The 13,534-nt window shown below is 71.1% G+C and carries 13 protein-coding genes and 1 tRNA gene; 9 read left to right on the forward strand and 5 right to left on the reverse strand.

Annotated features, from left to right (window positions below; translation table 11 throughout):
* Positions 1 to 2: 2 nt before the first annotated feature.
* Entirely contained in the window at positions 3 to 623 is a 621-nt protein-coding gene (locus OAW74_RS04815) for a hypothetical protein (protein ID WP_262873193.1), read from the reverse strand.
* Positions 624 to 832: 209 nt separating this feature from the next.
* Here OAW74_RS04815 and leuA point away from each other — a divergent pair, with 209 nt between their 5' ends.
* Positions 833 to 2,593: a 2-isopropylmalate synthase gene (gene leuA / locus OAW74_RS04820; RefSeq protein ID WP_262873194.1), complete on the forward strand. Its 1,761-nt coding sequence runs from the start codon at positions 833 to 835 to the stop codon at positions 2,591 to 2,593.
* Positions 2,594 to 2,747: 154 nt separating this feature from the next.
* Here leuA and OAW74_RS04825 read toward each other — a convergent pair whose 3' ends face one another.
* Positions 2,748 to 3,434, reverse strand: coding sequence for a trimeric intracellular cation channel family protein (locus OAW74_RS04825; RefSeq protein ID WP_262873195.1), 687 nt, complete (start codon positions 3,432 to 3,434; stop codon positions 2,748 to 2,750).
* A 35-nt stretch (positions 3,435 to 3,469) separates the two neighbouring features.
* On the opposite strand from OAW74_RS04825, the gene recO reads away from it, so the two are divergent.
* Genes recO through OAW74_RS04840 form a run of 3 tightly spaced genes read left to right on the forward strand, consistent with a single transcriptional unit; the run spans position 3,470 to position 5,743 of the window.
* A complete protein-coding gene (gene recO, locus OAW74_RS04830) occupies positions 3,470 to 4,207 on the forward strand; it encodes a DNA repair protein RecO (RefSeq protein ID WP_262873196.1) in 738 nt (245 codons plus the stop codon).
* Positions 4,204 to 5,010 carry an isoprenyl transferase gene (locus OAW74_RS04835; RefSeq protein WP_262873197.1) on the forward strand — a complete coding sequence of 269 codons (807 nt, stop codon included), beginning with the start codon at positions 4,204 to 4,206 and terminating at the stop codon, positions 5,008 to 5,010. The genes recO and OAW74_RS04835 overlap by 4 nt, the downstream gene beginning before the upstream one ends.
* A 43-nt stretch (positions 5,011 to 5,053) precedes the next feature.
* Positions 5,054 to 5,743, forward strand: coding sequence for a DsbA family oxidoreductase (locus tag OAW74_RS04840; protein ID WP_262873198.1), 690 nt, complete (start codon positions 5,054 to 5,056; stop codon positions 5,741 to 5,743).
* Here the strand turns inward: OAW74_RS04840 and OAW74_RS04845 are convergent.
* A complete protein-coding gene (locus OAW74_RS04845) occupies positions 5,740 to 6,243 on the reverse strand; it encodes a glutathione peroxidase (protein WP_262873199.1) in 504 nt (167 codons plus the stop codon). The two genes, OAW74_RS04840 and OAW74_RS04845, sit on opposite strands and share 4 nt — an antisense overlap.
* A 63-nt stretch (positions 6,244 to 6,306) precedes the next feature.
* On the opposite strand from OAW74_RS04845, the gene dusB reads away from it, so the two are divergent.
* The 5 genes from dusB to OAW74_RS04870 all read left to right on the forward strand — a co-directional run bounded on the left by dusB (position 6,307) and on the right by OAW74_RS04870 (position 11,631).
* Entirely contained in the window at positions 6,307 to 7,461 is a 1,155-nt protein-coding gene (gene dusB, locus OAW74_RS04850; RefSeq protein WP_262873200.1) for a tRNA dihydrouridine synthase DusB, read from the forward strand.
* Positions 7,454 to 8,812 (forward strand): deoxyguanosinetriphosphate triphosphohydrolase, encoded by a 1,359-nt coding sequence (locus tag OAW74_RS04855; RefSeq protein WP_378733384.1) that lies wholly within the window; start codon positions 7,454 to 7,456, stop codon positions 8,810 to 8,812. Before dusB ends, OAW74_RS04855 begins: the two co-directional genes overlap by 8 nt.
* The gene (gene dnaG / locus OAW74_RS04860; RefSeq protein ID WP_262873201.1) at positions 8,812 to 10,668 is read left to right on the forward strand and encodes a DNA primase; all 1,857 of its coding nucleotides are present in this window, start codon (positions 8,812 to 8,814) and stop codon (positions 10,666 to 10,668) included. The genes OAW74_RS04855 and dnaG overlap by 1 nt, the downstream gene beginning before the upstream one ends.
* A gap of 38 nt (positions 10,669 to 10,706) precedes the next feature.
* Positions 10,707 to 11,495 carry an ATP-binding cassette domain-containing protein gene (locus OAW74_RS04865; protein ID WP_262873202.1) on the forward strand — a complete coding sequence of 263 codons (789 nt, stop codon included), beginning with the start codon at positions 10,707 to 10,709 and terminating at the stop codon, positions 11,493 to 11,495.
* A 63-nt stretch (positions 11,496 to 11,558) separates the two neighbouring features.
* Positions 11,559 to 11,631 (forward strand) — tRNA-Asn (locus OAW74_RS04870).
* Positions 11,632 to 11,665: 34 nt separating this feature from the next.
* Here the strand turns inward: OAW74_RS04870 and OAW74_RS04875 are convergent.
* Both OAW74_RS04875 and OAW74_RS04880 read right to left on the reverse strand, forming a co-directional pair.
* Positions 11,666 to 12,223, reverse strand: a complete 558-nt coding sequence (locus OAW74_RS04875; protein WP_262873203.1) for a hypothetical protein — start codon at positions 12,221 to 12,223, stop codon at positions 11,666 to 11,668.
* On the reverse strand, positions 12,220 to 13,533 hold the full coding sequence (locus OAW74_RS04880; protein ID WP_262873204.1) for a DUF58 domain-containing protein: 1,314 nt from the start codon (positions 13,531 to 13,533) through the stop codon (positions 12,220 to 12,222). Before OAW74_RS04880 ends, OAW74_RS04875 begins: the two co-directional genes overlap by 4 nt.
* Position 13,534 lies beyond the last annotated feature (1 nt).

Here is a 13,534-nt window from a genome sequence, read left to right on the forward strand (position 1 = left end):
CCTCAGCCGACCTCGTGCAGCGCCGAGCGCACCACGACGACGTCATCGCCGTAGGTCTGATCGGCCCAGGCCTGCAGCCCGCCGTCGTCCCACACGACGTCGGCCCAGACGTACCCGCGGTCGGTGGAGGCGGCCACGAGGCCGAGGCCGGCGAGGTCGTCGGTGACCGCGGTCTGCACGTCGGCGAGGCGCGCAGCATCCGTCTGGCCGTCCACCCCGCCGGTGGGATCGTCGATCGGCATCGGGTCGTAGAGGGCGAGGAGCACCGGCGCGGCGGTCACGGTGAAGGTCTGCAGATCGTAGGTGCCCTGCACGGCGTAGGCGCCCCACGTCGTCTCGCCCGACGACTCCGCGCCGTCGACGCCCTCCCACGACCAGCCTTCGAGCGGGATGCCGGAGCACTGCGGCGGGTACGACTCCGCGACCGCGCCCAGACACATCTCGACTTCGCCGCCGCGGTCCATCACGGTGCCCTGGCCGATCACCTCGCCCGCCGGGGGCACCAGCGCGACGTCGGTGGGGGTGCCGGAGGCAGGGGAGTCGGCGCCCGACGCGCACCCCGCGAGGGCGAGGGCGAGGGCCACGACGCCCGCCGAGAGGGACGCACTGCGCAGAGGTCTCATACCGTTCGAGTGTCCCGCAGGCCCCGGTCGTCTCGCCCGCACCCCGGGAAGCCTGTTACCATCGGCTCATGCGCTTCGGCGGGCTCCTCCTTCTTAGCCGCCGCGACGAGACCTCGTTCTAGGGCCTTCCTCGTCGCGGAGCTTCTCGTTGGCCCGCATCATCCGGCACAATGCCAGCCCTGTCTCGGGGCGAGGAAAGAAGCGACGACATGGAAAACACCCAGAAGCCCTCCGGACTGCCGATCCACAAGTATCGGCCGTTCCACGAGCAGATCCGCGTCGATCTGCCCGACCGCACGTGGCCAGACAAGCGCATCGAGGTGGCACCTCGGTGGTGCGCCGTGGACCTCCGCGACGGCAACCAGGCTCTCATCGACCCGATGAGCCCCGAGCGCAAGCGCATCATGTTCGATCTGCTGGTTCGGATGGGCTACAAAGAGATCGAGGTCGGGTTCCCGAGCGCGAGCCAGACCGACTTCGACTTCGTGCGGCAGCTCATCGAAGAGGACCTGATCCCCGATGACGTCACCATCCAGGTGCTGACGCAGGCCCGCGAGCACCTCATCGCACGCACCTACGAATCCATCCGCGGGGCCAAGCAGGCCATCGTGCACCTGTACAACTCGACGAGCGTGCTGCAGCGCGAGGTCGTGTTCCGCACCGACCGGCAGGGCATCATCGACATCGCCCTCGAGGGTGCCCGGCTGTGCCGCGAGTTCGAGAAGACGGTCCCCGAGACCCAGGTCTTCTACGAGTACTCGCCGGAGAGCTACACCGGCACCGAGCTGGAGTTCGCCCTCGACGTCTGCAACCAGGTCATCGAGGTCTTCGAGCCCACGCCCGAGCGCAAGGTCATCATCAACCTGCCCGCGACGGTCGAGATGGCCACCCCCAACGTCTACGCCGACTCGATCGAGTGGATGAGCAGGCGTCTGGCGCACCGCGAGAACATCATCCTCTCGCTGCATCCGCACAACGACCGCGGCACCGCCGTCGCCGCCGCCGAGCTCGGCTACATGGCCGGCGCCGACCGCATCGAGGGATGCCTGTTCGGCAACGGCGAGCGCACAGGCAACGTCGACCTGGTCGCCCTGGGCATCAACCTGTTCACGCAGGGCATCGACCCGCAGATCGACTTCAGCGACATCGACCAGGTCAAGCGCACCGCCGAGTACTGCAACCAGCTGCCGGTGCACGAGCGCAGCCCGTGGGCGGGCGACCTCGTCTTCACCGCCTTCAGCGGATCGCACCAGGACGCCATCAAGAAGGGCTTCGAGGCCATGGAGGCCCGCGCCGACGCGGCCGGTGTCACCGTCGACGAGATCGAGTGGGCCGTTCCCTACCTGCCGATCGACCCGAAAGACCTGGGGCGTTCGTACGAGGCCGTCATCCGCGTCAACTCGCAGTCGGGCAAGGGCGGTGTCGCGTACCTGCTGAAGACCGACCACGCGCTGGATCTGCCGCGCAAGCTCCAGATCGAGTTCTCGGGCGTCGTGCAGACGCGCACCGACGCCGAGGGCGGCGAGGTCACCAGCGACGAGATCTGGTCGATCTTCACCGACGAGTACCTGCCCTCCACGGTGCACGAAGACAAGTGGGGCCGCTTCGAGCTGCTGAAGACCCGCACGCAGAGCGACATGTCGGGAGAGGTCACGCTCGAAGTCACGCTCCGCGACGGCGATGAGCGGACGGATGCCGTCGGCACCGGCAACGGACCGGTCTCGGCGTTCCTCGAGGTCGTGCGCGCCCGTGGGTTCGACATCTCGCTGTACGACTACGTCGAGCACACGCTCTCGACCGGCGGCGACGCGCAGGCTGCGGCCTACGTCGAGCTGCAGGTCGACGACGAGCGCCTGTGGGGCGTGGGCATCGACGGCGACATCTCCACGGCGAGCCTCAAGGCGATCGTCTCGGCCGTCAACCGCGCGATCCGCACCCGCGAGGCCGCGCGCGAGCTCGCCGCCGTCTGACGGTCGGGCCGTTTCGTCTCGCTGCGCTCGCTCAACGCCCGGGTTGCTGTTCCCCGGGCGTTGAGCGAGGCGCGCAGCGCCGAGACGAAACGGGTGCGGCTTGCCGGGCGTTGAGCGAGGCGCGCAGCGCCGAGACGAAACGGGTGCGGGGGCCTCAGGGCTTGACGATCGGGATCGCCGCGGTCTCCACCGCGACCTTGCGGCGATACAGGCGCCGCTGCTCCGGCAGCGAGATGTCGAACATCACGGCCAGCAGCCGGATGATCGTCGTCACAGAGCCTCCCACGATGGCCGCCGCCACGAGTGGCGCGCCCAGCGCGTGGGCGACCGCCAGCACCAGGCACCCCGCACCCGCCGCGACGGCGTAGAGCGAGCCGACGTGCATGATGGCCACCGGCAGCCCCATGATGACGTCGCGCAGGATGCCGCCGCCGACCGCCGCGCACACGCCCACGAACACGGCGGGCACGAGCGGGAGCCCGACGGCGAGCGCCTTGCTGGTGCCGAAGGCGCCGAACAGGCCGATCACGACGGCGTCGAGCCCGATGATCAGGCGGTTGAGCCGCTGGAAGAGCCCGGCCAGCAGCATCCCGACGAGAGCTGCGAGGATCGCCGTGAGCAGATACCAGTTGTTCTGCAGCGTGTTCAGCGTCGTGTTCAGCAGCAGGTCGCGGATGAGACCGCCGCCCATGCCCACGACGATGCCGATGATGGTCACCCCCAGCAGATCGAGCCGGCGCTGACCGGTGAATCCGGAGGCGAAGAGGGCGCCCTGCACGCCGCCGAGGCCGACGGCGATGAGATCTGCCCACAGCGGGATGACGAAGAGCGGTTCGGTCACGCCTCCCATTGTCGCAAGGGCGGGGATAATCGAGTGTGCCCACTTACCGCGACGAGGTCGTGGTCCTGCGCACCCACAAGCTGGGTGAAGCCGACCGGATCGTGACGATGCTCAGCCGCCGCCACGGCAAGCTGCGCGCCGTCGCCAAGGGGGTGCGGCGCACGTCGTCGCGCTTCGGGGCTCGGGTTGAGCCGTTCATGGTCGCCGACGTGCTGCTCTACCAGGGGCGCTCGCTCGACATCATCCAGCAGGCCGAGTCGCTCGGGTCGTACGGCGCCGACATCGCGGTGCACTACGACCGCTACACGGCCGCCCACGCGATGGTCGAGGCGGCCGACCGGCTCAACGAGGCGGAGGCCACCCCCCAGCAGTACCTGCTTCTGGTCGGCGGACTGCGCTCGCTCGCCCGCGGGGATCACGCCGCCCGCAGCATCCTGGACTCGTATCTGCTGCGGGCGATGGCGCTGTCGGGGTGGGCGCCGGGCCTCGGTGAATGCGCGCGGTGCGGCAAGCCGGGTCTGCACACGGCGTTCGTCGCGCAGCTGGGCGGGCTCGTCTGCGGCGACTGCACACCCGTCGGCGCCGCTCGCGTCGACCGGTCGACCGTCGACCTGCTCACGTCGCTCATGGCGGGGGAGTGGGACGGCGTGGATGCTGCCACTCCCGCCTCGACGGCGGCCGCGTCGGGCCTGGTCGCCGCCTACACCCAGTGGCACCTCGAGCGCGGCATCCGCTCGCTCGCCCATGTCAGCGCCCCGGAGGGCCCGCGATGACCCCGAAGCCCTACACGCACCGCGACGCCGTGCCCTACCGCCCGCTCGACTGGACGGGGCAGTACCCGCCGTCGTTTCCCAAGGGGAGTGTGCCGAACCACGTCGCCATCGTGATGGACGGCAACGGACGGTGGGCGAACCGCCGCGGCCTCACTCGCGTCGAGGGGCACAAGGCCGGCGAGGAGGTGCTGCTCGACGTCGTCGCCGGGGCGGTGCAAGCCGGCGTCAAGAACCTGTCGGTGTATGCGTTCTCGACCGAGAACTGGGCGCGCTCGCCCGAAGAGGTGCGCTTTCTCATGGGCTACAACCGCGACGTGCTGCACCGCCGGCGCGACCAGCTCAACGAATGGGGCGTGCGGGTGCGGTGGGCGGGGCGGAAGCCCCGCCTGTGGGGCTCGGTGATCAAGGAGCTGCAGTTCGCCGAGCAGCTCACCGCCGGCAACGACGTGCTCACCCTCACGATGTGCGTGAACTACGGCGGGCGGCTCGAGCTGGTCGACGCCGTGCGCCGCATCGGCGACGAGATCGCGGCCGGACGCCTCAAGCCGTCGGCCGTCACCGAGAAGCTCATCCGGCGTCATCTGTACGTGCCCGATATGCCCGACGTCGATCTGTTCCTGCGCTCCAGCGGCGAGCAGCGCACGTCGAACTTCCTGCTGTGGGAGTCGGCGTACGCCGAGATGGTGTTCCTCGACACGCTGTGGCCCGACTTCTCCCGAGAAGAGCTCTGGCGCGCGATCGAGATCTACCTCGCGCGAAGTCGGCGCTTCGGCGGTGCCGTCGATGCGCCGAGCGATTCATGAGCGTGCGGGAATAGAGCCCGAGCGCAGAGAGGTTGCACATGTCATGACGGACGCCATCAAGATCGACGTGTGGAGCGACATCGCCTGCCCCTGGTGCTACATCGGCAAGCGCAATCTCGAGAGCGGGCTGGCGGCAGCATCCGCCGATGACGACGCCCCCGAGGTCGAGGTGACCTTCCACTCGTTCGAGCTCTCGCCCGACACGCCCGTCGACTTCGACGGCGACGAGCTGGACTTCCTCGCGACGCACAAGGGGATGCCGCGCGATCAGGTCGCCCAGATGCTCGAGCGCGTCACGGGCGTGGCCGCGGAGGCGGGCCTGGAGTACCGCTTCGACCTGCTCAAGCACACCAACACCGTCAAGGCGCACGAGCTGCTGCACTTCGCGAAGGAGCAGGGTCTTCAGCACGAGCTGAAGGAGCGCCTGATGTCGGCCTACTTCACCGAGGGCCGCCACCTGGGTCGCGTCGACGAACTCGTCGTGCTCGGCGCGGAGGTGGGGCTCGACGCCGACGCCGCGCGCGCCGCGCTCGAGACCGGCTCGTACACCGACGCCGTGCGCGCCGACCAGGCCCAGGCCCGCGCTTACGGCATCAACGGCGTGCCGTTCTTCGTGATCGACGGGCAGTACGGCGTCAGCGGCGCCCAGCCGGCCGACGCGTTCGCGCAGATCGTGCGGCAGCTGTGGGCCGAGCGCGCCGCCGACCCCTCCGACGCGGAGTCGGTCGCCTAACGGGGGAGGTTCGCCTCGATCACGGCGACGATCTCGGGGTCGTCGGGCTTGGTCTGCGGGCGGAAGCGGTGCACCTCGCCCGAGGGCGTGAGCACGAACTTCTCGAAGTTCCACATGACCGGGCCCTTGGCGCCCTCGGGGTTGCGTGACTTCTTCAGCGCCTTGAACAGCGGTGCCGCATGGCTGCCGTTGACCTTGACCTTGTCGGCGATGGGGAAGCTCACCCCCCACGTGACGGAGCAGTAGTCGAGGATCTCGTCCATCGAGCCCGGCTCCTGCCCCATGAACTGGTTGCACGGGAAGCCCACGACCGTGAACCCGCGGTCGGCGTAGGCGCGCTGCAGCTCCTCGAGCTGCTCGTACTGCGGCGTGAGGCCGCATTTCGAGGCGACGTTGACCACGAGCAGCACGCCGTCGCCGTAGTCGGCGAGGGACTTCTCGGCGCCGTCGGCCGCCAGGAACGGGATGTCGCGGATCTCCACAGTCTGGGTGTCTGCCATGTTGTCCACGATAGGCCCCGCCGTGCACGCCGTGGGCCGCGCGCGTCTGGGAGAATGGACAGGATGTCCACCTCCCTCGCCACCGCGCCCGCGCTGCGCATCGGGCCGCTCGCGCTCGATGCGCCCGTCGTGCTCGCGCCGATGGCGGGCATCACCAACACGGCGTTCCGGCGGCTGTGCCGGGAGTACGGCGCCGGCCTCTACGTCAGCGAGATGATCACGACGCGCGCCCTCGTCGAGCGCAACGCCACGACGATGCGCCTGATCACCCACCACGACTCCGAGAAGCCGCGCTCCATCCAGCTCTACGGTGTCGATCCCGCCACGACCGAGGCGGCCGTGCGGCTGCTGGTCGAAGAAGACCGCGCCGACCACATCGACCTCAACTTCGGCTGCCCCGTTCCCAAGGTCACCCGCAAGGGCGGCGGGTCGGCGCTGCCGTGGAAGCTAGGCCTGTTCCGCGAGATCGTCACGCGCGCCGCGGCCGCCGCCGGCAGCATCCCGCTGACGATCAAGATGCGCAAGGGCATCGACTCCGACCATCTCACCTACCTCGACGCCGGGCGCATCGCCGAAGACGCCGGCGTCGCGGCCATCGCCCTCCACGCCCGTACAGCCGCAGAGTTCTACTCCGGTCATGCCGACTGGGAGGCCATCTCGGCACTGAAGCAGGCGATCACGAGCGTGCCCGTGCTCGGCAACGGCGACATCTGGAGCGCCGACGACGCCGTGCGCATGATGGCGGAGACCGGCTGCGACGGGGTCGTCGTCGGCCGCGGGTGCCTGGGCCGCCCGTGGCTGTTCGGTGAGCTCGCGGCCGCGTTCGGCGCCGAGTCGCGCCCCGTCGATGCGACGCTCGGGTTCGTCGCGGCGGCCTTCCGGCGGCACGCGGAGCTGCTGGTCGAGTTCTTCGAAGACGAGGATCGCGGATGCCGTGACATCCGCAAGCACGTCGCGTGGTACTTCAAGGGGTATCCGGTCGGCGGTGAGACCCGTGCGCGGTTCGCGACGGCTTCGAGCCTGGCCGAGATCGACGAGCTGATCGAGACCCTCGACCTCGACGCGCCCTACCCCGGGGCCGCGGCGGAGGGTCAGCGCGGGCGCGCGGGTACGCCCAAGCGACCGGCTCTGCCCGATCGGTGGCTCGAGTCGCGCGAGCTCGATGCGGCCGAGACGTGCGCCATCGCCGAAGCAGAGATCGACAGCAGCGGTGGCTGACCGTTCGGCAGGCTCGGGGATCGCGGCAGACGAGGCGATCACGGCCGCCCGCCCCGACGGCTACGACGAGCACTCCGCTGCGCGCTTCCATGCCGAGCGCCACCGTTCGCAGCGTGACGACTTCGCCCGCGACCGCGCGAGGGTGCTGCACTCCGCGGCGCTTCGCCGCCTCGCCGCGAAGACCCAGGTGCTCAGCCCCGCCAGCCCCGCCGACTTCGCGCGCAACCGACTGACGCACTCGCTCGAAGTCGCACAGGTGGGGCGCGAGCTCGCCACGGCGCTGCAGCTGTCGCCCGACGTCGTCGACACCGCGTGCCTCAGTCACGACCTGGGCCACCCTCCGTTCGGCCACAACGGCGAGCGCGCTCTCAACGAGTGGGCAGAAGACATCGGGGGCTTCGAGGGCAACGCGCAGACCCTGCGCATCCTCGCGCGCCTCGAGTCCAAGGTGCTCGACGACACCGGCCGCAGTTTCGGCCTCAATCTCACCAGGGCGAGCCTGGACGCGGCGTGCAAGTACCCGTGGACGGCCGACAGCCCCCTGCCCGATCCGGGAGGAAGGCTCAAGTTCGGCGTCTATCCCGACGACGAAGACGTCTTCCGCTGGCTGCGCGAGGGGGCCCCTGGGCGCGTCCGCTGCATCGAAGCGGAGGTCATGGACCTCTCCGACGACATCGCCTACTCGGTGCACGACTTCGAAGACGCCATCGTCAACGGCTACCTCGACCCCGCTCGACTGGCCGACGCGGGCGAGCATCAGGCGCTGCTGTACGCGATCCAGACCTGGGTCGGGTTCGACTTCGCCCGCGACGAGCTCGAAGACGCGCTCTACCGCCTCATGCGCATGCCGGAGTGGTTCTCGTCGTTCGACGGCACTCGGCCCGCCCTCGCGCGGCTGAAGAACCTCACGAGCGACCTCATCGGCCGCTTCGCCCGCGCGGCCACCTCCGCCACGCGCGACGCGTACCCCTCGGCCGTCTTGACCCGCTACCGCGCGCACGTCGTCGTGCCTCGCATCATCGAGGCCGAGATGGCTGTGCTCAAGGGCATCATCGGCGCCTTCGTCGTCTCGATCGACGGACGCAGAGAGCTCTACAAAGAGCAGCGTCGCGTTCTCAAGCGCCTCGCCACGGCGCTGTGGGAGCATCCGGAGCACCTGGATCCCCTCCATGCCGCCGACTTCGCCGCGGCCGCCGACGACACGACCCGCCGGCGCGCGATCGTCGATCAGGTGGCGAGTCTCACCGACCAGCTCGCGATCGCATGGCACGGTCGCCTTGTGGGAGAGGTGGATGCCGCATCCCTCGGCATCTGGGCGCCGCCGCCCCGATCGACCGAGGCCGCCCGCTGATGGCCGGGCGCATCGCCCAGGCCGACGTCGAAGAGGTCAAGGCCCGCACGAACATCGGCGACATCATCGGCGAGCGCGTCGCGCTGAAATCGGCCGGCGTCGGATCCCTCAAGGGCCTGTGCCCCTTCCACGACGAGCGCAGCCCGAGCTTCCACGTGCGTCCGCAGGTCGGCTTCTACCACTGCTTCGGCTGCGGCGAATCGGGCGACGTGTACTCGTTCCTCCGCAAGATGGACCACCTCTCGTTCACCGAGGCGGTCGAGCGGCTCGCGGGGCGCATCGGCTTCACGCTGCACTACGAAGACGGGGGAGCGGCCCCCGAGACGACGGGGCGGACACGCCTGTACGCGGCAAACAGCGCGGCCGCCGAGTACTTCCGCGCGCAGCTGGCCACACCCGAGGCCGATGCCGGCCGCCGGTTCCTCGGCGAGCGCGGCTTCGACGCGGGGGCGGCCGCCCACTTCGGCGTCGGCTATGCGCCCAAGGGGTGGAACGGGCTGCGCGATGCGCTGCGTGCGCAGGGCTTCAGCGACGAGGAGCTCGCCACGGCTGGGCTCGTCTCGCAGGGCCAGCGCGGCGTCTACGATCGGTTCCGCGGGCGCGTCGTCTGGCCGATCCGCGACGTCACCGGTCAGGTGATCGGGTTCGGCGCGCGGAAGCTCTACGACGACGACCAGGGGCCGAAGTACCTCAACACCCCCGAGACGCCGCTGTACAAGAAGACCCAGGTGCTCTACGGGCTCGACCTGGCCAAGCGCGACATCTCGCGCAGCCACCGGGTCGTGGTCGTCGAGGGCTACACCGACGTCATGGCGTGCCATCTCGCGGGCATCACGACGGCGATCGCGACCTGCGGCACGGCTTTCGGCACCGAGCACATCACGGTGCTGCGGCGCGTGATGGGCGACGACTCGGCCGCGGGCGAGGTCGTCTTCACGTTCGACCCGGATGCCGCCGGACAGAAGGCCGCGCTGCGCGCGTTCGGCGAAGAGAAGCGCTTCGCGGCGCAGACCTACGTCGCCGTGGCTCCCGAGGGCCTCGACCCGTGCGATCTGCGACTGCAGCGCGGAGACGGGGCGGTGCGCGCGCTCATGGAGACGAAGGTCCCCATGTTCGAGTTCGTCATCGACCAGCGCATCGCCGGCTTCGATCTGGCCAGCGTCGAGGGGCGCGCAGGGGCGCTGCGCTCCGCCGCCCCGATCATCGCCGACATCCGCGACCCCGCGCTGCGCCCCGGCTACGCACGCGTGCTCGCCCGTCGGCTCGGTCTCGACCTGCCCGAGGTGACCTCGGCGATCCAGCGCGCCGGCCGCGCCGCGACCCGCTCGGGCGAGCCCGAGCGTCGGGCGGCGCCCGAGCCGGCCCCCGAGCAGGTCGCCGTGCGGGTGACCTTGGCCGACCTGCCTCGCACCGCCGATGCGGCGCTGGAGCGCGGAATGCTGATGGGGGCACTGCAGTTCGGGCATCGCATCGACGCGGCACTGCTCTCTCGGGCGCTGGCGCTGCCGCTGCGCTACCCGGCCCTCGACGCCGTGCGCCAGTCGGTGGCGGCGGCGGCCGACCGCGATCGCGCCGGGTGGGCGGTGGATGCGGTCAACGCCGTGCGCGAGCCGTATCGCTCGCTGGGGGCAGAACTCCTGACGGCCGACTTTCCCGCGCTGACCGACGACGAAGCCGTGGCGTCCGCCGCCGACCTCGCCCGCCGCATCCTGCTGCGGGCGCTGGAGCGCGAGAAGACCGAGCTTCTCGGGTCGATCCAGCGGCTCGCGGCGGATTCGCCCGAGGGGCGCGACGTGCGGGTGCGCCTGCGCGCCATCGACGCAGAACGCCAGAGCGTCGCCGACGCCCTGGACTGACGGTGGCGACCCTCCGCGCGAGCGGGCAGGATGGGGCCATGCACCGATCCAGCGCCGTCGACGTCGCGATCCGCTGCCGTGACCTCTCGATCGAGCGCGCCTCGCACGGCGGCGGGGCCTCGAGGGTCATCGACGGCGTCTCGTTCGAACTGCCGCACGCGGGCACTCTTGTCGTGATGGGTCCGACCGGGGCCGGCAAGTCGACACTGCTGGGGGTGCTCGCCGGCAACAGGGACGAGGGCGTGACGGTCGTCGGGGGAGACGCCGAGGTCGAGGGCATTCGCGTGCGTCGCCCGGGGCGCCGCATCCGCGCGCTCACCTACGTCACCGGATACCTTCCGCAGTCGGCGGGGGCGACGCTGCCGGCGCGGCTCACCGTCGCCGATGTCATCGCCGACCCGATCACCAGCCGCGACCGCCGCGTCAACCGCCGTGCGCTGGCGGTGCGCGTGGCGACCCTGCTCGACGAGTTCTCGCTCCCGCTCGGGGCGGCGAACAAATATCCCTACGAGCTGAGCGCGGGCATGCGGCAGCGGGTCGCCCTGGCGCGTGCCCTCGTGCTGCAGCCGAAGCTGCTGATCGCCGACGAGCCGTTCGCGAACATGGACGTCGAGGTGCGCCGAACGGCGCGCGCGGCCGTGCAGCGCCGCCGAGACGACTACGGCATGTCGACACTCATCGTCTCGAACGAGGCATCGGTCTCGGCAGATCTTGACGCCGAGGTCATCGTGATCCGCGCGGGGCACGTCATCGCGGCCGGCCGCAGCACCGACTCACTGCTGTGGACTCCGAGCGGCGACGCCGACCCCCGACTCGTCTCCTCATGACGTCACGGAGCACTCCGGAGCTTTGCTAGTATGGACAAGTTGTCGCCGCGAGGCGGCGGCTGATCCTCGGTAGCTCAATTGGCAGAGCAGCCGGCTGTTAACCGGCAGGTTCTTGGTTCGAGTCCAAGCCGGGGAGCGAACGCCCCAGGGCTCCACCCCTGGGGCGTTCTTCATTTCCGGCGCGACTCGCGCGTCTGGTCAGCGGGCGGCCAGAGCACGACCACGAGACCCGCCGCGGCGAGCACGGCCATGGCGATCGTCAGCAGGGCGACGGAGCCGAATTCCAGCATCCCTGCCCCCCACGCGGCGAGTGCCGAGACGGCCAGGCCCGCCAGCGCGAACGCCGTGGGTGCCCCGAGCGCCCGCCACACCGATCGCGACACGCGCGCCCAGGGGCGGCCGAACGACAGGGCGGTCGCGCAGAGGTGCCAGCCCAGCAGCAGCACCGCCAGCAGCACGGCCGGCCACAGCCCGATGCCGATCGCGGCGGCCTGGATCACCAGCACGATGCCTGCCACGAGCGGCATCGCGGTGCGTGGCACGGCCACGGCGACCCCGACGACGACGATGCCCACGACCGCCAGCACCAGGGTGGGATCCAGGAGCACGAGAAAGAGCTGGGCGCCGCCCCCGCAGGCGAGCATGGCGAGGCGCCACCACCACGCGGACGGCGGCAGTCGTCGTGCCGCCGTGAGCGCGCCGGCCGCCGCCTCGGCCAGCGCGCTCACGGCGCACCCGCCACGGTCGCACCCGGTCGCAGGCGCGCACCGGAGCGCCCCGCCGCGAGGGATGCCGCCAGCGCCGCGACGGCGGCGACGCCCTGCCACGGGGCGACGGGGATGCCGAGGCGGCGCAGGCGCCGCAGGTCGACCTCGCGCTCGAGGCGCCGCAGCGCCCACGCCTCGTCCCACCAGATGCTGCGGCCTCGGCTGCCGCGCCCCGCGGCGGGCTGCGGTGCGCCGAGGGCCGCGGGCAGTGTGTCGACGACCACGACCGTCGCGCCGCGGTGCGCGAGCCGTACGATCTCGTCGAGCACGCGGGCATCGAGGAGCGCCGAGCACACCACGGCGAAGGTGCCTGGGCGCAGTCGTGTGACCGGTCGTGCACGCGGCCACGGGTCGACACCGGTCTGCGCGTGCGCGAGCCGTTCCGACAGCGCGGTGAACTGCCGCGCCCCGGCGCGCGGCGGCACCGAGCCGACCAGCGGCCCCAGATCGTGCAGCCCGACGCGGTCGCCGAGGTGCAGATAGTGCTCGGTCACCGCCACGGCGGCGGCGACCGTGGTGTCCAGGCTCGAGGCGAAGGGGGTGCCGGGGGCGAGGTCCGCCGTCGTCGCGTCGGAGAGGGTGTCGAGCACGACCAGCACATCGGTGTCGCGCTCGGCGTGGGTCGCGTTGGTGTGCAGTCCGCCGGTGCGGGCGGTGACCGGCCAATTGATGCGGGAGAGCCTGTCGCCCGCACGGAAGAGGCGGATGTCGGCCAGCGCGCTGCCGTCGCCCAGTCGCGGGCTGTGATGGAGCCCCGCGATGCCGATCGGATGCGGCAGCGTGTCGCCCCGACCTGGCGCGTCCCGCGCGACCGCCACGGCGAGGTTCTCGCCGCGGATGCGCGTGGTCGCCGCCCACATGCCCCAGGAGTCGGTCACGCGCACCTGCGGCGCCGGCAGCTCGATGCGCCCCCAGCGCGTGGCGCGCACGCGCACGCGCACCGGCTCGTCGGTGGCGCACACGGCGCCCCAGCGCGGCCGGTAGACGGCATCGAGCACGGGGTCCATCCGCAGATCGATGGTGCGTTCGGCGACGCTCGTGCGCGCCGTCAGCTCCACCGTCTCGCCCACCGCGAGCCGATGCGCCGTGAGACGGGCGTGGGGTGCCTCCTCGCCCGCGGGAGGCCGACGGAAGACGCTCATGACGCTCCAGACCACGAGGGGAGCGCCGATCACGAGCAGGTGCGGCTGTGCCGTGAGCACCGCGACGATCACCGCGAGGGCCGCCAGCACGGCGGCCCGCACGAGTGCGGCGGTGGGGCGGTAGCGCATC

Origin of the sequence: Microbacterium fluvii (genome assembly GCF_025515205.1) — a bacterium.
Classification (GTDB): domain Bacteria; phylum Actinomycetota; class Actinomycetes; order Actinomycetales; family Microbacteriaceae; genus Microbacterium; species Microbacterium fluvii.